Origin of the sequence: Dietzia sp. JS16-p6b (assembly GCF_003052165.1) — a bacterium.
In the GTDB taxonomy this organism is placed as follows: Bacteria; Actinomycetota; Actinomycetes; order Mycobacteriales; family Mycobacteriaceae; genus Dietzia.
In genome coordinates this window covers 1,577,185-1,594,273 of record NZ_CP024869.1, presented here as the reverse complement: position 1 = coordinate 1,594,273, position 17,089 = coordinate 1,577,185, and the positions used below count along the sequence as shown (strand labels likewise).

The following is a 17,089-nucleotide window of genomic DNA, read 5'->3' as shown; positions in this document are numbered from 1 at the left end:
GACACGCTTCCCGTCGCAGACCGCCGTCGACACCAGTAGCCTGCAATTATGTCGAATTCCGCCGCTTCAGTTCCCGCGCACATCACCCTCACCGAGGGCTACTCCGGCCGTCTGGGCGGTCGCCTGACCGGCGAGCGCTGGACCGTCGGCCCGGCGCGGTTGTCCAAGATCTCCGTGGGAGAGATGGACAACAACGTCTACGTGATCGAGTCCGTCTCCACCGGCGAGGCACTCCTCGTCGACGCGGCCAACGACGCCCCCCAGCTCATCGCCCACCTCGAGACGCAGGCCCCCGGGGTGCGAGAGGTGGTCACGACCCACCTGCACGCCGACCACTGGATCGGTCTCCCCGAGACCGTCGAGGCCCTCGGCCTGAGGACCATCGCCTCACCCGGTGACGCCGAAGAGATCCACGTACCGACGGACCGCCACGTCTCTCACGGTGACGAGATCGTCGTGGGGGATCTGCGCCTCGGGGTGATCGGTCTGCGTGGCCACACCCCGGACGGCATCGCGCTCCTGCTCCGAACCGCGGAGGGGTCCCACCTGTTCGCCGGTGACTCCCTCTTCCCCGGTGGCCCGGGGAAGACCGCCACTCCGGAACAGTTCGCCACCCTCATGGACGACCTCGAGACCCGGGTGTTCGGGGTGCTCGACGACGACGTGGTGGTCCATCCCGGACACGGCGATGACACCACACTCGGGGACGAGCGGCCGAGCCTGAGAACGTGGCGGGAACGCGGCTGGTGACCGACGACAGCCCGGGGCGAGGAGCTTGTCGGAATCGTTATCTCGGCCCTCCATGACCGATCGCCCCAGCGCATCACGCGGGTCCGCGCGGTCCGCGACATGCGAGGTTCCCGGACCGGAGGCGAGTCGCCGGGGTTTTCACTAGGTTCGACCACGCATCCCAATTCCCAGGAGGAACGATGATCCGACGACTCGCACGACCCATGCTCGCCACGGTGTTCGTCATCGACGGCGTGGAGACACTCCGCAATCCGCAGGCCCATGTCGCCAAGGCGGCCCCGCTCGTGGACAAGGCCGCGCCCCTGGTGGAGAAGGGCGAGCAGGCGGTCAACGAGCACGTCACGACCTCGGTGCCGCCGGTCACCAAGGACACCGAGACGCTGGTCAAGGCTCTCGCCGGGGTCAAGGTCGGCGCGGGCGTGCTCTTCGCACTGGGCAAGGCCCCCCGCCTGTCGGCCCTCGCACTCACGGCGTCGCACCTGCCCACGACCGTCACCCGCAACGACTTCTGGGCGGAGTCCGACTCCGCCGCCAAGAGCCGCAAGACCACCGGCCTGGCCACCGACGTCGCGCTGCTCGGAGCGCTCCTGCTCGCCTCGGTCGACACCGCCGGCCAGCCGGGTCTCACGTGGCGCGCCCGCAGGGCGGGAGACAAGGTCACGGCCAAGCTGCCCGGAGCGAAGGCCGAATCCGCCGCCGCCGGGGCAGCCCTCGCGGGGGTGGCCCACACCGTGGCCGATCAGGCCCGAGGCGTCGCCGACACGGTCAGGGACAAGGCTCCCGAGGTCGCGGACGCTGTCCGCGAGAAGGCCCCCGAGGTCGCCGACCAGGTTCGCGGTCAGGCGTCCGGCGTCGCGGAGGTCGTCCGCGCGAAGGCCCCCGAGGTCGCCGAGGCGATCCGGGGCCGGGCCACGTCGGCGCGCAAGCAGGCCGCCCCGATCGCGGCGCAGGTACGGGACCAGGCCGCGGCGGCCGCCCATGTCGCCGCCGACCAGGCCGCGGAGACCCGCGAGGCCGCCCGTGACCGTGCGGCCCACGTCCGCGACGTCGCCGCCGAGCGCGCGGACAAGGCCGCGGCGCGCGCGGGCAAGGTCGACACCAAGGACCTCCGTAAGTCCGTCGACTCGGCTAAGAAGAAGGCCCGGAAGGACGCGCGGAAGAAGGTCACCACCGCCAAGAAGTCGAGCGACCGCGCCCGGAGCAAGGCCGCCGCCGCCATCCGACCCTGACGGACCGCCCCACCCGGCGCTGCCCGCCGGTTGCCGACGACCCCGCCCTGACCGGCGGGGTCGTCTGCGTCGGAGCACCCGCCCGACACCCGGTAGCCTGGTTGTCCCGCACCGTGCAGTCCGACGCGACCGCCGCCCGGTCCACACCCTCGAGAGGAGCGCGCATGACGGAGTCCGACGCCGTCGACGAGGAGCAGCGCCACCTCGGTCGTCTCCTCGACCGTCTCGAGGAACTGCGGTCCGACACCCGGGCCCGCCTCGACGCCGTCCTCCGGGGTACGGGGGGCACGCCACAGGCGAGGTCCGAGAGAGAATCGTTCGCGCGGCTCTATTCGGCGGAACTGGCGGCGTACAACACCGCCAATCTAGGCCTGTACTTCGGACGGCTGGACATGGCCGACGGGGAGGTCCGACGGATCGGCCGCGTGGGGCTGAGGGACGACGACGAGGACCTCACCCCGCTCCTACTGGACTGGCGGGCGGACCACAGCCGCCCGTTCTACCTGGCCACCACCGCCCGTCCCGAGGGCGCACACCGTCGCCGGCACCTGCGCACGATCGGGCGGAGGGTCATCGGGGTGCACGACGAATTCCTCACGGCCCCGGCCGACGGGGAGATACCTGAGAACCACGACGACGTCGTGGGGGAATCCGCGCTGCTCGAGGCCCTGGACAGCGCGCGGTCCGCCCACATGACCGACATCGTCGCGACCATCCAACGAGAGCAGGACGAGATCATCCGCAACCCGCACGCCGGGGTGCTGGTGGTCCAGGGTGGGCCGGGTACGGGCAAAACCGCCGTGGCCCTTCACCGTGCGGCCTACCTCCTCTACACGCACCGCCGCAGGCTTGATCGCAGTGGCGTCCTCATCGTGGGTCCGAACGCGCGATTCCTCGACTACATCGCGCGGGTCCTGCCGTCGCTCGGGGAGTCGGGCGTCGTCCTGCGCACGCTCGCGGACCTGTTCCCCGGGGTCCGGGCCACCGGTCACGAGACGCTCCGCGGCGAGGAGGTGAAGGGGTCCGCCGACATGGTCGACATCCTCAAGGCCGCGGTCCGCGCCCGACAACTCGCCCCGACTTCGGACGTGGTGGTGCGGTGCGAGGGCCATGCCCTGGTCCTCACACCAGCGGTGGTGCGCGCTGCCCGCGGCCGGGCCAGGATGACGCGACGCCCCCACAACCAGGCGCGATCCACCTTCCTGACCAAGATCGTCGACGCACTCACCGAGCAGTACGTTGCCGTGCTCACCGACCCGGTCGGGCAGGCGGAGGACGCCGCCTGGTCCCCCGGGGAGGGTGGGGTCGGGGACCTCGGGGATCCGGCCCGCCCGCTGCTGGACTCGGATGACAGGGCGGCGCTGCGCGCCGAGGTGGAACGTGCGCCGGAGGTCCTCGCCGCGATCGACGAGTGGTGGCCCACCCTGCGTCCGGAGAGTCTGTTGGCCGACCTGCTCTCCAGCCGCGAGCGCATCTCCGAGGCTGCCGGTGATTATGTGGCCGAGGACCAGGCAGCCCTCTTCCGTGAGGACGGTGGTGCCTTCTCGGTGGCGGACGTACCGCTCCTCGACGAGCTCGCCGAGCTGCTGGGCGAGGACCCGGCGGCGGAGGGCAGCGACGCGGACCGGGCCTGGGCCGAACAGGTCCGGCAGGCCGAGGAGGCCCTCGAGATCCTCACCGGGTCGGCGGTCCAGGACATCGAGGACGACCTCGACCCGGAAGTCCTCATGGCGTATGACGTGGTCGATGCCGAAGCCCTCGCCAGAAGGCACAGCGCGGACTCGGACCTCACCGTCGCGGATCGCGCCGGCGCGGATCGGACCTGGGCGTTCGGTCACGTGATCGTCGACGAGGCACAGGAACTGTCCGTCATGGCGTGGCGCGCGTTGATGCGCCGCTCCCCCAACCGGTGGATGACGCTCGTCGGGGACGTCGCCCAGACCTCGAGCCCGGCGGGCATCGACTCATGGCACGACGCGCTGTCGCCCTACGTCGACGACCGCTGGGTCCTCTGCGAGCTCACCGTCAACTACCGCACCCCGGAGACCGTGTCCGCGGTGGCGGGGCGACTACTCGCGCAGATCGACCCGCGAGCGACCTCACCGCGCCCGGTACGCGCGGGCCACCGTCCGGTCGCATGGCTCGAGACCGAGGCACGGTCGCTGGGCCGGGTCGTGGCCGATGAGGTCTCCGTCGTCCCGCAGGACCGCGCCGTGGCCGTACTGCTGCCCGACGGACCCGAGAAGGAGCACGCCCGCGAGATCGCCGACCTCAGGCGCGCCGTCGCCGAGGCACGCCCCGACACCTCGGTCCTCCCGCTGTCGCTGGCCAAGGGGCTCGAGTTCGACGTGGTGGTGGTGGTGGATCCGGAACGGGTCCTCGGACGGTCCCCGCAGGGACTCCAGGACCTCTACGTGGGGGCCACCCGCGCCACCCAGGAACTGGTCCTCGTCCAGCCCGGACGGTTCGGCCCGTTGCTCTCACTGATCCGGGAGTCGGTCACGGACGGTCCCGAGGAGCTCACCGCATGAGCATCAACGCCATTGCACGACTCTCGGTCGCCACGGTCGTGTGTGCCGTCCTGGCGGTGAGCACCGGATGCGCCACCGGGGAGGGCACCACCGACCGGACCGTGCGCGCGGACACCGTGGGGCAGGGTGCCGACGCCGCCGACGGGCAGCCCGCCGGAACCGCGAGTGGACCCGCCAGGAACGGCAGCGAGCAGGAGTTCCTCGATCAACTCGCCGCCTCAGGACTACCCACGGAGATGACCGCGGCCACCACGGTCGAGGTCGGCCTGGGCATCTGCCGGAGCATCTCCGACGGGGCCGATACCGAGACGATCCTGGATCACCTCCGGCCACTCACCAGCGCGATCGCCGCCCAGGACGCCGACCGCGACACCACCGCGGTCGGCCGGGCCCTCATCGACGCCAGCCGGGCCCACCTCTGCGGCTGACCACCGGCCGGTCCGGCTCGGGTGATCCGTGTACTCAGGTCGTGTGCACGATGAGGACGTCGCACACCGCCCGACGGGCAGCGTCGGCGGGCACCGAACCCAGGAGTCGACCGGTCAGCGAGTTCAGCCCCTTGTTGCCCACAACGAGCAGATCCGCCTCCACCTCGTTGGCCAACTTGATGAGCGATTCGACGGGCGCCCCCTTGACGGTGCGCGCCTCGATGGTGGACGCCCCGGCGGCGGCCGCCCTGTCTCTCGCGGTCCGGACGATGTCCTCGGCGGGATTGTCACCGCGGATCTGATAGGCGTCGTCGCCCAGCTGATCCGCGGCCTGGCTGACCGACCGCGGGTCGGCGGGCACGTAGGCGCAGGCGATCACGAGAGTCGCGGACTCGTCGGCGGCCAGCGCCGCGGCACGATCGACCGCCCGGTAGGACGACTCCGAGCCGTCCGTTCCCACGACCACCTTGTTGTAGGCGCTCAATTGTCTTCCTCTCGTCGGCAACACGTGCTCCCCAGCGTAGTGCGCGGAGGCCCGCGCCGTGCCCGGTAGGCGCGCGACGTCACAGTGACGGGTCAGTCGACTCCGGCCTCGCGCATCCCCTTGAGCTCCTTGCGCAACTCGGCGATCTCGTCGCGGAGCCGACCCGCCAACTCGAACCGGAGGTCCGTGGCCGCCGACATCATCTGCTCGGTCATCTCCCCGATGAGCTTCTCGAGTTCCGCACGCGGCCGCGCCGAATCGCCCGCCGCCCGTGCCCCCACGAGCTCGGGCCGGTCCCGCGGGTCGGGGGACGACTCCCCGCCGCCCTCCTCCCCGACCCTGTCGAGGATGTCGGCGATCTTTCTCCGCAGTGGCTGGGGGTCGATACCGTGCTCGGTGTTGTATGCGACCTGCTTCTCACGCCGACGGTCGGTCTCCTCGATGGCCTGACTCATCGCTTCGGTGACGGAGTCCGCGTACATGTGGACCTCGCCGGAGACGTTACGGGCCGCGCGGCCGATGGTCTGGATGAGCGAGGTGCTCGAACGGAGGAAGCCCTGCTTGTCGGCGTCGAGGATCGCCACCAGGGAGACCTCGGGCAGGTCCAGCCCCTCGCGGAGCAGGTTGATGCCCACCAGGACGTCGAACTCGCCACGGCGCAGGTCCCGGAGCAGCTCCACCCGCTGCAGGGTGTCGATCTCCGAGTGCAGATAGCGCACACGCACGCCGAGCTCCAGCAGATAGTCGGTGAGGTCCTCGGACATCTTCTTGGTCAGGGTGGTCACCAGGACCCGCTCGTCGCGCTCCGCACGGGCGCGGATCTCTCCGAGGAGATCGTCGATCTGCCCCTTCGTGGGCTTGACCACGATCTTCGGGTCCACCAGACCGGTGGGCCGGATGACCTGCTCGACGAACTCGCCCCCGGTGCGTCCCATCTCGTACGTCCCGGGGGTTGCGGAGAGGTACACCGTCTGGCCGACCCGGTCGGAGAACTCCTCCCACGTGAGCGGACGGTTGTCGAGCGCCGAGGGGAGCCTGAAGCCGAAGTCCACGAGGTTGCGCTTGCGGGAGGCGTCGCCCTCGAACATCGCACCGATCTGCGGGACGGTCACGTGGGACTCGTCGATGACGGTGAGGAAGTCCTCGGGGAAGTAGTCGATCAGCGTCGCCGGAGCGCTTCCCGCCGCGCGACCGTCGATGTGTCGCGAATAGTTCTCGATCCCGGAGCAGAACCCGACCTGCTGCATCATCTCGATGTCGTACGAGGTGCGCATTCGCAGGCGTTGCGCCTCCAGGAGCTTGCCCTGGTTCTCCAGCTCCGCCAACCGGGCCTCCAGCTCCTCCTCGATCGAGGCGATGGCCTTGGCCATCCGCTCGGGCCCGGCGACGTAATGCGTCGCCGGGAAGATCCGCACCTCGTCGACCTTCCGCACGACATCGCCGGTCAACGGGTGGATGTAGTAGAGCGCGTCGATCTCGTCACCGAAGAACTCGATACGCACGGCGAGTTCCTCATAGGTGGGGATGATGTCGACGGTGTCCCCCTTGGCACGGAACGTGCCCCGCGTCATCGAGACGTCGTTGCGCTCGTACTGCACGTCCACCAGCAGTCGCAGCAGCCGGTCACGCTCGACCTCCTGACCCACCGCCAACGAGACGGACCTGTCCAGGTAGGACTGTGGCGTGCCGAGACCGTAGATGCACGAGACCGAACTGACCACGACGACGTCGCGTCGCGAGAGCAGTGACGACGTCGCGGAGTGCCTGAGCCGCTCCACGTCGTCGTTGATGGACGAGTCCTTCTCGATGAAGGTGTCCGTCTGGGCGATGTACGCCTCGGGTTGGTAGTAGTCGTAATAGGAGACGAAGTACTCGACAGCGTTGTTGGGGAGCATCTCCCTCAGTTCGTTGGCCAGCTGCGCGGCGAGGGTCTTGTTGGGGGCCATGACGAGGGTCGGTCGCTGGACCTGCTCGATGAGCCAGGCCGTCGTGGCGGACTTACCGGTACCGGTGGCGCCGAGCAGCACGACGTCCCGCTCGCCTCGCCCCAGGCGCTCGGTGAGCTCGGCGATCGCCGTCGGCTGGTCCCCGGACGGGGTGAACTCGCTGACCACTTCGAACCTGCCGGTGGACCGCTCGACATCCCCGATGGGACGGAACTCGGAATAGGACAGGACGGTCGGGTCTGCGGGGATCCCGTCGTCGGGGATCTCGGTCGCGAAAGCCATACCGCAAGCTTACGAGTCGACACCGACACCCGCCTCTCGACGAAAGAGCCCCCGCATCCCGGGTTGCCATTACTCTGCACACAGACTCCCCTCATCTCGTCCCCTCGTCTGGAGAATCCGTGTCCCGCAGCACACCTCGTCGTCGTCCCCACCTGTCCCGTCGGACGCGGGCACCCCTGGCGGCGGGTACCGTCGTCGCTCTCGCGATCGGCGCGCTCACGGCGCTGACGGCACTGCCCCCGGTCGCGTCCGCGGCGCCGTGTGACCCGTGGCCCCCGACCGGCGGGACCGGACTCGGCTCCGGTTCCCTCTCCGGATCCGCCGCCATGCCGACCGACGCACCGGCCACCCCCTGGGCGAACGGGGCCAGTGGCTACATCCCCATCCTCCAGGGACGCACGACGACGGTGGAACTGCTCACGGGGCCCACGAGTCCCAACCGGACGGTCGAACGGTTCGGCATCTCAGGAACCGACCTGGGAATCATGTGGAAGAACGGGGACGCCTCGAACCCCCAGGTACTCATGGCGCTCGGGGACACGATGGGCGACTGCAGCCTCCCCGGCACCCAGTGGCGCAGCAACATCCTGTTCCGCTCGTCCGACCGGATCCTGTCCAACGGGATGCGGGTCGACAACGCTCCGATGGAGCGCAGCGGTCTGGCCAAGTCCATCCTTCCCCGCTCGAATCTGCCGGGCGAGGTGACCGTCATCCCGACCGCGGGTGTGGAGGTCGCCGGTACGCAGTACCTGCGGTACATGTCGGTCGCCAGCTGGGGCGCCCCCGGTGAGTGGGTGACCAACTACTCCGCGCTCGCCGAATCAAGGGACAACGGGGAGAACTGGACCCCGGTGGCGGGCACCGCCCGGACCGGGACCGGCAGCGCTCGCCTCATACCGTCGGATCTCGGCGCCCCGTTCACCACCCACACCGCCGGCCAGATGAGCGCGTTCCTCAAGCACGACGGCTTCGTCTACGAGTACCTGACCCCGTCGGGCCGCAACGGCGCCGTGACCCTCGCCCGCGTGCCGGAGCGGTCGATCAGGACCATGTCGGCCTACGAGTTCTGGACCGGTGCCGGCTGGGGCCGCGACCACCGCTCCGCCGCGGCGGTGATGCACCCCCGTGTGAGTGAACTGTCCGTCTCCTGGAGTGCTCGACTGGGTCGGTTCATCGCCCTGTACACCAACGGGAACAACGACATCGTGATGCGGCAGGCCGCGAGGCCCGAGGGTCCGTGGTCCGGGGAGGACATCCTGCTGTCCTACCGGCACGTGCCCACCCTCTACGGTGCGTTCGTCCACCCGTGGAGTCCGGCGGTCGAGACGGTGGGATCCGACCTGTACTTCACCATGTCCACCTGGGACGCCTACAACGTCTTCCTCATGCGGACCGACCTCGATCTGATCCCCCCACGGACCCTCCCGGCCGCCGACTCCCGCATGCGCGTCGCGGACAACAGCTGGACCACCGACACCCCGGACCCCGCCGAGACAGGCGAGACCGTGCTCGTCGAGCGGCGTCCGATCCCGAGAACCTGAGATGAGCCGGGCACTCCAGCGGCTGGCCGCGACCGCACTTGCTGCGGTCGCGGCCTCCGTCGCCGCGATCGCCGTCACCGGGTCGGGCACCGCCACGGCCGGGCCGTGCAGCGTCATGTTCGGCAACTTCGGTTCCCTGCTGGAGAACCAGACCGGTGCCGGGATGGGCGGGGGTTCGCTGGGACCACCCGGATCGGGGTCGACCGGGCCCCTCGGGTCCGCCTCGCGGGCCCTGGGGTCGGCCGACCGCTCCGGGTCGCTCGTCCAGCAGCTCGAGACCGGGTCCCTGGGCAACGGCCTGTCCGGCTCCCTCGACACGGTCACCGGATCCGTGTACGGCATGCCGCCGTGGATCACCGGGGAGGAGGGCACAGTCCCCGTCCTCCGCGGCCCGACGCAATTCCTCCAGCTGGTCACCGGCCCCACAGGTCCCGCCGACACCGTCAGCCGCTACGGGGTGACCGGGACCGATCTCGGGATCATGTGGGACAACGGACACGCCACCGATCCGGAGATCCTCATGGCGTTCGGCGACACCATGGGTGACTGCACCCTCCCCGGGAGCCAGTGGCGGTCGAACGTCCTGTTCCGGTCCGGTGACACCGACCTCGGCGACGGGCTGTCCATCGACTCCGCGGCCACCGGTCCCGACGGCCTGGCCAAGTCCATCGTTCCCCGTTCGGGACTTCCCGGGGAGGTCACGATCATCCCGACCGCGGGAATCGCGATCGAGGGGGTCCAGTATCTGCGCTTCATGTCGATCGCCCACTGGGGCCAACCGGGGTCGTGGACCACCAACTACTCGGGGTTGGCCTATTCGACGGACAACGGCGAGAACTGGACCGTCGTGCCCGCTCTGGCACGGCCGATCACCTCCGCGGTCCCGGTCGGCGACGGCGCACCCCCGGTGGACCCTGTCTGGCGGGACTCGCAGATGAGCTCGTATCTCACCACCGACACCCACCTCTACGAGTACCTCACGCCGTCGGGTCGGCAGGGCTCAGCGATCCTCGCCCGCGTCCCGCTCGCCGGGTCACCGTCTGCGGAGGACCTCGACGCAGCCGGCGGGGCACCTCCGGCCGCGGGCGTCCTCGACCCCGCCGCTTACCGGTACTGGGACGGCGCGGAGTGGGTGGACGATCCGTCGGACGCCGCGCCGGTGCTGCCACGCCCGGCCAGCGAGCTCTCCGTGATGTGGAACCGTCACCTGGGCAAGTACATCGCCATGTACTCCCAGGGGTACAACTCCGTCGTGATCCGCACCGCAGACCGCCCGGAGGGCCCCTGGACCGGACCCACCGCCCTAGTGGACTACTCCATGCTCCCCGGTGTCTACGGCGCGTTCATGCACCCCTGGGCCCAGGGAGAGGATCTGTACTACCTCGTCACGACCTGGAACGCCTACAACGTGTTCCTCGTTCGCACCAGGTTGTCGGACGTCCTGCCCAGCAGACTCCGCAGCGCGGCGGCTCCCGCCGGGCCCGCCGCGTCGGAGGTCGTCAGGCACGTGCCGGTCTCCGAACTCGTCGACGGCGCCGTCCCCACGGAGTGACGGCGGCGCCGACACCGGGCCCCGCGACCGCTCAGCGCTCCGACGCCTGGCAGCGGGTCCGTTCCCATTCCCGTGTCTCCTCGCGGTCGGCCCGACGGAGGATCTCCGAGTATTCCGCCCGCGCGCTCGGATCCGAGCCGATGGCCTCGGCCATCAGGAGCGCGAACTCGTGCTCCGGATCGTCCTCCGCGAGGATCGACACCTCGAGGGGCCGAGCGGGGTCACACCAGTGCAGGAGCGGGCGCTCGGTGGTGCGGTCGCGCACGTATCCCGCGTCGGTCAACAATGCCAGCGCACGCTCCACCGCCGCCTCGTCCCGCACCGTCACCTGCAGGTCCACGATGTCCGGTGCGTCCAAGCCCTCGACAGCGGTGGGGCCGACGTGGTCGATGCGGGTGGCGACGTCCCCCAGGACGTGGCGGAGCCTCGCCATCGCCCTCGCCGCCTCGGCCGCCCACTCCGGCCGGAACGGCACCACGGTGCGGTCGCCCACCACGGGCGTGCCCGTCCGCAGGTTGTGCTCGAACGGCTGAAGTCGTAGCTCGACGAGCATCCGGACGATGTCGCGAACCGGTTCGCGGTCGCCCGAGTTGTCGATCAGGACGTCGGCTTCGGCCCGGCGGGCCTCGTCGGTCGCCTGGCGAGACATCCGCGCCCGGGCGTCGTCCTCCGGCATGCCGCGCTGGTCCACCAGCCGTCGGAGCCGGATCTCGGCGGGGGTGTCCACCACGATCACCAGGTGATAGGCGGGAGTCAGTCCGCCCTCCACCAGCAGGGGCATGTCGTGGACGACGATCGCGTCCTGCGGCGCCGATTCGATGAGCTCGGCCGTGCGCTCCCCGATCAGCGGATGGGTGATCGCGTTGAGCGCGGCGGTGCGCTCCTCGTCGACGAAGGCCCGGGCGGCGAGGGCGGCCCGATCAAGAGAACCGTCGGGCCCCACGATGTCGTCACCGAACTCGGCGACGAGCATCGCCAGCCCCGGGGTCCCCGGTTCGACGACCTCCCTCGCGATCCGATCCGCGTCGACGATCACCGCGCCGGCCTCCGCGAGAATCGCTGTCACCGTCGACTTGCCCGCCCCTATTCCACCGGTCAGACCCACCATCAGCATGAGACGAAGTCTAGGTGACCGCAGGTCTCGCCTGCGGACGCGACCTCCTTCACGGCACCGCGTCCGACCGGCGGAGACAGGCCACGGCCCCGGTCGGTGCCCCACCGAGGTGGGACGACCGTCCGGGGCCGTGGACGTCAGGCGCCCGTGGCGCCGTCAGGCAGAGAGGTCACTCACCGCCGGCGAGCTTGGCACGCAGAGCGGCGAGCTGCTCGTCGGACGCCAGCGAACCACCGGTCGACTCGGCCTGAGTGGCCTCCGCGGCAGCGGGACGGCTGGACGACGGCGCGGACTCCGACGAGTAGTTGGTCGGGGCGGCCTCCGCGGCCTCCGCGGCAGCGGCACGACCCTTCTCGATCTGAGCCGTGTGCATCTTGTGACGCCGCTCGGCCTCCGCGTAGCGGTTCTCCCACTCCTCACGCTGCTTCTCGAAGCCCTCGAGCCACTCGTTGGTGTCGGGATCGAAGCCCTCGGGGAAGATGTAGTTTCCGGCCTCGTCGTAGCTGTCGGCCATGCCGTACTTCGACGGGTCGAACTCCTCCGTGTAGTCCTCGTCCGCCTGCTTGAGCGAGAGCGAGATACGGCGACGATCGAGGTCGATGTCGATGACCTTGACCATGGCGTCGTCGTTGACGGACACGACCTGGTCGGGCACCTCGACGTGGCGCTCGGCCAGCTCGGAGATGTGGACGAGGCCCTCGATGCCCTCGTCGACGCGCACGAATGCACCGAAGGGGACGAGCTTGGTGACCTTGCCCGGAACGATCTGACCGATCGCGTGGGTCCGGGCGAAGTGCCGCCACGGATCCTCCTGCGTGGCCTTGAGCGACAGGGAGACGCGCTCGCGGTCCAGGTCGACGTCGAGGACCTCGACGGTGACCTCCTGGCCCACCTCGACGACCTCGGACGGGTGGTCGATGTGCTTCCAGGACAGCTCGGAGACGTGAACGAGCCCGTCGACGCCACCGAGATCGACGAACGCACCGAAGTTGACGATCGAGGACACGACGCCCTTGCGGACCTGGCCCTTCTGCAGCTGATGCAGGAACTCCGAGCGGACCGCCGACTGGGTCTGCTCGAGCCACGCGCGGCGGGAGAGCACGACGTTGTTGCGGTTCTTGTCCAGCTCGATGATCTTCGCCTCGAGCTCCTGCCCCACGTAGGGAAGGAGGTCGCGGACGCGGCGCATCTCCACCAGGGAGGCGGGAAGGAAGCCGCGCAGACCGATGTCGAGGATCAGGCCACCCTTGACGACCTCGATGACGGTGCCCTTGACGGCCTCGTCCTTCTCCTTGAGCTCCTCGATCGTGCCCCAGGCGCGCTCGTACTGGGCGCGCTTCTTGGACAGGATCAGCCGGCCGTCCTTGTCCTCCTTGGTCAGAACCAGGGCCTCGACCTCGTCGCCCACCTCGACGACCTCACCGGGGTCGACATCGTGCTTGATGGAGAGTTCGCGCGAGGGGATGACACCCTCGGTCTTGTAGCCGATGTCGAGCAGGACCTCGTCACGGTCGACCTTGACGATCGTGCCCTCGACGATGTCGCCATCGTTGAAGTACTTGATCGTGGCGTCGATGGCGGCGAGGAAGTCCTCCGCGGAGCCGATGTCGTTGACGGCTACCTGCGGGGAGGTGGTGTTGGTGGTCATATGGTGGGGTGCTCCGGAGTGGATAGGAATCGTAGGTGGGCAGATGTTCGCGAGCGTGTACGCACGCGACCGTCAACTGTACTCTGCCAGCGTGACGTCCACAAACCCCCCCGACCACGGTGAGTCCGTCCGCGCCTCCCGCGCGTGGTGGGACGCCGAGGCGGTCGACTACCACCACGAACACGGGGAATTCCTCGGTGCCCACTCCCCCGACGGCGAGTTCGTGTGGTGCCCCGAGGGCCTGCACGAGGGCGACTGGGCGCTCCTCGGCGACGTCGCCGGCCGCGACGTCCTCGAGATCGGCTGCGGATCGGCGCCGTGCTCACGCTGGATCGCCGGCCGCGGGGCCCGCGCCGTCGCCGTCGACCTCTCCGCCGGGATGCTCCGGGTGGGTGCCCGGGCCGCGAGCCGGTCGACCGGCCCGGCGGCCCGGGTGCCGCTGCTCCAGGCCGACGCCCGCCGCCTGCCCTTCGCCGCCGACAGCTTCGATGTCGCGTTCTCCGCTTTCGGGGCCATCCCCTTCGTGGCGGACACCGCCGGGGTGATGGCGGAGGCGGCTCGCGTGCTCCGCCCCGGCGGACGGTTCGTCTTCTCCGTCAACCACCCCATGCGGTGGATCTTCCGGGACGATCCGGGCCCCGAGGGTCTCGTGGCCGCGTTCCCGTACTTCGACCGCACGCCGTACACCGAGTACGACGAGGAGGGCGGCCTGACCTACGTCGAACACCACCGCACGGTGGGCGACCGGATCCGCGAACTCGTCGGCGCCGGATTCGTGGTCCGGGACCTGATCGAGCCCGAGTGGCCGGAGTGGCTCGAGCAGGAGTGGGGGCAGTGGAGCCCGCTGCGCGGCAGTGTGTTCCCCGGGACCGCGATCTTCGTGGCCACCCTCGGCTGATCGCCGACTACAGGATCTTGGACAGGAAGTCCTGCGTCCGCTGGTGCCGGGGCGCCCCGAGCACATCGGACGGACGCCCGGCCTCGACCACCGCCCCGTCGTCCATGAAGGCGACCGTATCGGCCACCTCCCGGGCGAAGCCCATCTCGTGGGTGACCACGATCATCGTCATGCCCGCGCCGGCCAGGTCCCGCATGACGCCCAGCACCTCACCGACCAGCTCGGGGTCCAGGGCCGAGGTGGGCTCGTCGAACAGCATGAGCTTGGGCTCCATCGCCAGCGCCCGGGCGATCGCCACCCGCTGCTGCTGCCCACCGGACAGCTGCGCCGGATAGGCGTCCGCCTTCGCCGCGAGCCCGACCGTGTCGAGCAGGGCCCGTGCCCGCTCCGTCGCTTCCGCGCGGGATTCGCCCTTGACGAGCATCGGGGCCTCGATGATGTTCTCGAGGGCCGTGCGGTGCAGGAACAGGTTGAAGTGTTGGAACACCATCCCGATGTCGCGGCGCTGCCTGGCCGCGTGCCTCGGCGAGATCTCGTAGAGCTTGCCGCCCTTCTCCCGGTACCCCACCAGGTCGCCGTCGACGTAGAGCCGACCCGCGTCGACGCGCTCGAGGTGGTTGATACACCGGAGGAAGGTGGACTTGCCGGATCCGGACGGACCGACGAGGCACAGCACCTCCCCGGCCGCCACCTCGATGTCGATGCCCTTGAGCACCCTCAGTGAGCCGAAGCTCTTGCAGACCTGTTCGGCTCTGACCATCGGGGTCATGGCATTCCTCCCGACTGATCGGTACCCCTGGCCGCGGCGAGCCCAGAGGGGGTGAGTCCGTCCGCCTCGGCCAGCGCGCGCAGCTGTTTGGCCGTGAGCTGACGGGTGGAACCGCGGGAGAACTTCTTCTCGAGGAAGTGCTGGCCCACCATGAGCACGCTGGTGATCACCAGGTACCAGGTGGCCGCCACGAGGAGCAACGGGATCGGTTGGAAGTTGACCCCGGAGATGTCGCGGGCCTGACCGTAGAGCTCACCGGAGAACGGGATCGCCACGACGAGCGAGGTGGTCTTGAGCATCGAGATCAACTCGTTCCCGGTGGGCGGGATGATCACGCGCATGGCCTGCGGCAGGATGGTGCGGCGCATGGTCTGACCCCATGACATGCCGAGCGCGGTGGAGGCCTCGGCCTGGCCCTCCGGAACGGACGAGATCCCCGCCCGCACGATCTCGGCCATGTAGGCGGCCTCGTTCATGGCCAGACCCACCACCGCGAGCCAGAACGCGGAGTACAACACCATCGTGTCGTCGAAGCGGATGATCTGGAAGTCGGTGAAGGGGATGCCGAACTGCACCTGCCGGTACAGCGTGAAGATCAGGCCCCAGAACAGCAGCTGGACGTAGATCGGGGTCCCGCGAAAGATCCACAGGTACACCCAGGCCACGGCCTTGAGCACGGGGTTGCTGCTCATCCGCATGACCGAGAGGATGACCCCCAGGATGACGGCGAGGATCATCGACAGCACCGTCAGCGCGATGGTGTAGAACACCGCCATGCCGAACCTGGTGTCGAAGAGGTAGCGGCCGTAGGTGCCCCAGCCATAGGCGGGGTTGGTCGCGGCGCCCCAGACGAACAGGAACACCAGGGCCAGGACGATCGTCGCCGACACCCAGCGCCACGGGTGCCGGAGCGGTACCGCCTCGATGGGGTCGGGCGCGTCCGCCCGGGGCGCGGAGGCGCCGTTGTGCGCGGTGCTCACCGACCGGTCACTCAGCCCTTCCGGATCTCGGCGTCGTCGATCAACCCGTCCTCGAGGCCCCAGTTCTGGGCGATCCTCTCGAAGTCTCCGGTCTCGATGAGCTTGTCGGCCGAGGCTTCGAGTGCGGCAGCCAGTTCGGAGCCCTTACGCACGGGCCAACCGTAGGGGGCGGAGTCGAAGACGTCGCCGGCAAGCTGCATCTTGCCCTCGGACTGCTTGACCGCGTACGCCGAGATCGGGGAATCGGCGGACATGGCGTCGACCTTGCCGAGCGCCACGGCGGTGGAGGCCTCGTCCTGCGAGTCGAACTGGACCTTCTCGATCGGCGGATCGCCGGCCTCCACGCACGCCTCGCTCCGTGCGGGCACGTCCTCCTGGTCGGAGACCGTGGTGCGCTGGACGGCCACGCTCAGTCCGCAGGCATCGTCGGGGTCCACGTCGTTGCCGGCCGCCGACGCCCACTGGATACCGGCCTCGAAGTAGGTGACGAAGTCGACGGTCTGCAGTCGCTCGTCGTTGACCGTGAACGACGAGGCACCCATGTCCATGGTGCCGCCCTCGATCGCGGGGATGATCTTCTCGAAGTCCGACTCGCGGAACTCCGCGCGCAGTCCCATGAGCTGGGCGGCGGCGGTCATCACGTCGATGTCGAAACCGACGATCTCCCCTCGCTCGTTCTTGAACTCGTTGGGGGCGTACGGCGGGTTGGTGCCGATCACCAGCACGCCCTTCTCGCGGATCTCTGCTGGGACGAGGGCCGCGATCTCGTCGTCGGTCTCGAGCGAGACCTCCTGCCTGGGCTCTCCCGAGTCCTCGGGCCCCTCGGTGTTGGTGGTGCAGCCGGTGAGCGCGAGGGCCGCTGTGGCGGTCAGTGCCAGTGCGGCACGGAGGCCGCGCCGTGAGGTGAGGGTCATGTGCGTGCCCTTTCAGGCGTCGG

The 17,089-nt window shown here is 69.6% G+C and carries 14 protein-coding genes; 7 read left to right on the top strand and 7 right to left on the bottom strand.

Translation table 11 applies throughout. From position 1 onward, the window contains the following. The first annotated feature begins 48 nt into the window (after positions 1 to 48). The 4 genes from CT688_RS07170 to CT688_RS07155 all read left to right on the top strand — a co-directional run bounded on the left by CT688_RS07170 (position 49) and on the right by CT688_RS07155 (position 4,938). Positions 49 to 750, top strand: a complete 702-nt coding sequence (locus tag CT688_RS07170; RefSeq protein ID WP_107756337.1) for an MBL fold metallo-hydrolase — start codon at positions 49 to 51, stop codon at positions 748 to 750. A 179-nt stretch (positions 751 to 929) separates the two neighbouring features. Further along, positions 930 to 1,979, top strand: coding sequence for a DoxX family protein (locus CT688_RS07165; RefSeq protein WP_107756336.1), 1,050 nt, complete (start codon positions 930 to 932; stop codon positions 1,977 to 1,979). Positions 1,980 to 2,143: 164 nt separating this feature from the next. Beyond that, positions 2,144 to 4,510 (top strand): ATP-binding domain-containing protein, encoded by a 2,367-nt coding sequence (locus tag CT688_RS07160; protein ID WP_107756335.1) that lies wholly within the window; start codon positions 2,144 to 2,146, stop codon positions 4,508 to 4,510. Continuing rightward, positions 4,507 to 4,938, top strand: a complete 432-nt coding sequence (locus tag CT688_RS07155; protein ID WP_107756334.1) for a DUF732 domain-containing protein — start codon at positions 4,507 to 4,509, stop codon at positions 4,936 to 4,938. Before CT688_RS07160 ends, CT688_RS07155 begins: the two co-directional genes overlap by 4 nt. Before the next feature lie 34 nt (positions 4,939 to 4,972). Here the strand turns inward: CT688_RS07155 and CT688_RS07150 are convergent, their stop codons facing one another. Then, positions 4,973 to 5,422 (bottom strand): universal stress protein, encoded by a 450-nt coding sequence (locus CT688_RS07150; RefSeq protein ID WP_107756333.1) that lies wholly within the window; start codon positions 5,420 to 5,422, stop codon positions 4,973 to 4,975. A 92-nt stretch (positions 5,423 to 5,514) separates the two neighbouring features. Next, positions 5,515 to 7,650, bottom strand: coding sequence for an excinuclease ABC subunit UvrB (gene uvrB, locus CT688_RS07145; RefSeq protein WP_107756332.1), 2,136 nt, complete (start codon positions 7,648 to 7,650; stop codon positions 5,515 to 5,517). Positions 7,651 to 7,769: 119 nt separating this feature from the next. Between uvrB and CT688_RS07140 the strand changes: the two genes are divergently transcribed. Together CT688_RS07140 and CT688_RS07135 are read left to right on the top strand one after the other, a co-directional pair. Beyond that, entirely contained in the window at positions 7,770 to 9,191 is a 1,422-nt protein-coding gene (locus CT688_RS07140) for a DUF4185 domain-containing protein (protein ID WP_107756331.1), read from the top strand. 1 nt (position 9,192) lies between these two features. Further along, positions 9,193 to 10,743, top strand: coding sequence for a DUF4185 domain-containing protein (locus CT688_RS07135; protein ID WP_107756330.1), 1,551 nt, complete (start codon positions 9,193 to 9,195; stop codon positions 10,741 to 10,743). A gap of 31 nt (positions 10,744 to 10,774) precedes the next feature. On the opposite strand, the gene coaE is transcribed toward CT688_RS07135, so the two are convergent. Both coaE and rpsA read right to left on the bottom strand, forming a co-directional pair. After that, complete coding sequence (gene coaE / locus CT688_RS07130) at positions 10,775 to 11,857, bottom strand: dephospho-CoA kinase (protein WP_107756329.1); 1,083 nt, start codon at positions 11,855 to 11,857, stop codon at positions 10,775 to 10,777. Positions 11,858 to 12,026: 169 nt separating this feature from the next. Continuing rightward, positions 12,027 to 13,505, bottom strand: coding sequence for a 30S ribosomal protein S1 (gene rpsA / locus CT688_RS07125; protein ID WP_107756328.1), 1,479 nt, complete (start codon positions 13,503 to 13,505; stop codon positions 12,027 to 12,029). A gap of 43 nt (positions 13,506 to 13,548) precedes the next feature. Between rpsA and CT688_RS07120 the strand changes: the two genes are divergently transcribed. After that, positions 13,549 to 14,403 (top strand): class I SAM-dependent methyltransferase, encoded by an 855-nt coding sequence (locus tag CT688_RS07120; protein WP_107756327.1) that lies wholly within the window; start codon positions 13,549 to 13,551, stop codon positions 14,401 to 14,403. 7 nt (positions 14,404 to 14,410) lie between these two features. Here CT688_RS07120 and CT688_RS07115 read toward each other — a convergent pair whose 3' ends face one another. The 3 genes from CT688_RS07115 to CT688_RS07105 are packed head-to-tail and all read right to left on the bottom strand — an operon-like array spanning position 14,411 to position 17,066. Beyond that, positions 14,411 to 15,172, bottom strand: a complete 762-nt coding sequence (locus tag CT688_RS07115; RefSeq protein ID WP_107756326.1) for an amino acid ABC transporter ATP-binding protein — start codon at positions 15,170 to 15,172, stop codon at positions 14,411 to 14,413. Continuing rightward, positions 15,169 to 16,152 (bottom strand): amino acid ABC transporter permease, encoded by a 984-nt coding sequence (locus tag CT688_RS07110; RefSeq protein WP_107756325.1) that lies wholly within the window; start codon positions 16,150 to 16,152, stop codon positions 15,169 to 15,171. Before CT688_RS07110 ends, CT688_RS07115 begins: the two co-directional genes overlap by 4 nt. 11 nt (positions 16,153 to 16,163) lie before the next feature. Further along, positions 16,164 to 17,066, bottom strand: a complete 903-nt coding sequence (locus CT688_RS07105; RefSeq protein WP_107756324.1) for an ABC transporter substrate-binding protein — start codon at positions 17,064 to 17,066, stop codon at positions 16,164 to 16,166. Positions 17,067 to 17,089 lie beyond the last annotated feature (23 nt).

What these genes read in the sequence shown, in the direction of transcription:
- CT688_RS07170 (WP_107756337.1), top strand. Translation starts at nt 49, where the DNA reads ATGTCGAATTCCGCCGCTTCAGTTCCCGCGCACATCACCCTCACCGAG.
- CT688_RS07165 (WP_107756336.1), top strand. Translation starts at nt 930, where the DNA reads ATGATCCGACGACTCGCACGACCCATGCTCGCCACGGTGTTCGTCATC.
- CT688_RS07160 (WP_107756335.1), top strand. Translation starts at nt 2,144, where the DNA reads ATGACGGAGTCCGACGCCGTCGACGAGGAGCAGCGCCACCTCGGTCGT.
- CT688_RS07155 (WP_107756334.1), top strand. Translation starts at nt 4,507, where the DNA reads ATGAGCATCAACGCCATTGCACGACTCTCGGTCGCCACGGTCGTGTGT.
- uvrB (WP_107756332.1), bottom strand. Translation starts at nt 7,650, where the DNA reads ATGGCTTTCGCGACCGAGATCCCCGACGACGGGATCCCCGCAGACCCG.
- CT688_RS07135 (WP_107756330.1), top strand. Translation starts at nt 9,193, where the DNA reads ATGAGCCGGGCACTCCAGCGGCTGGCCGCGACCGCACTTGCTGCGGTC.
- coaE (WP_107756329.1), bottom strand. Translation starts at nt 11,857, where the DNA reads ATGCTGATGGTGGGTCTGACCGGTGGAATAGGGGCGGGCAAGTCGACG.
- rpsA (WP_107756328.1), bottom strand. Translation starts at nt 13,505, where the DNA reads ATGACCACCAACACCACCTCCCCGCAGGTAGCCGTCAACGACATCGGC.
- CT688_RS07120 (WP_107756327.1), top strand. Translation starts at nt 13,549, where the DNA reads ATGTTCGCGAGCGTGTACGCACGCGACCGTCAACTGTACTCTGCCAGC.
- CT688_RS07115 (WP_107756326.1), bottom strand. Translation starts at nt 15,172, where the DNA reads ATGACCCCGATGGTCAGAGCCGAACAGGTCTGCAAGAGCTTCGGCTCA.
- CT688_RS07105 (WP_107756324.1), bottom strand. Translation starts at nt 17,066, where the DNA reads ATGACCCTCACCTCACGGCGCGGCCTCCGTGCCGCACTGGCACTGACC.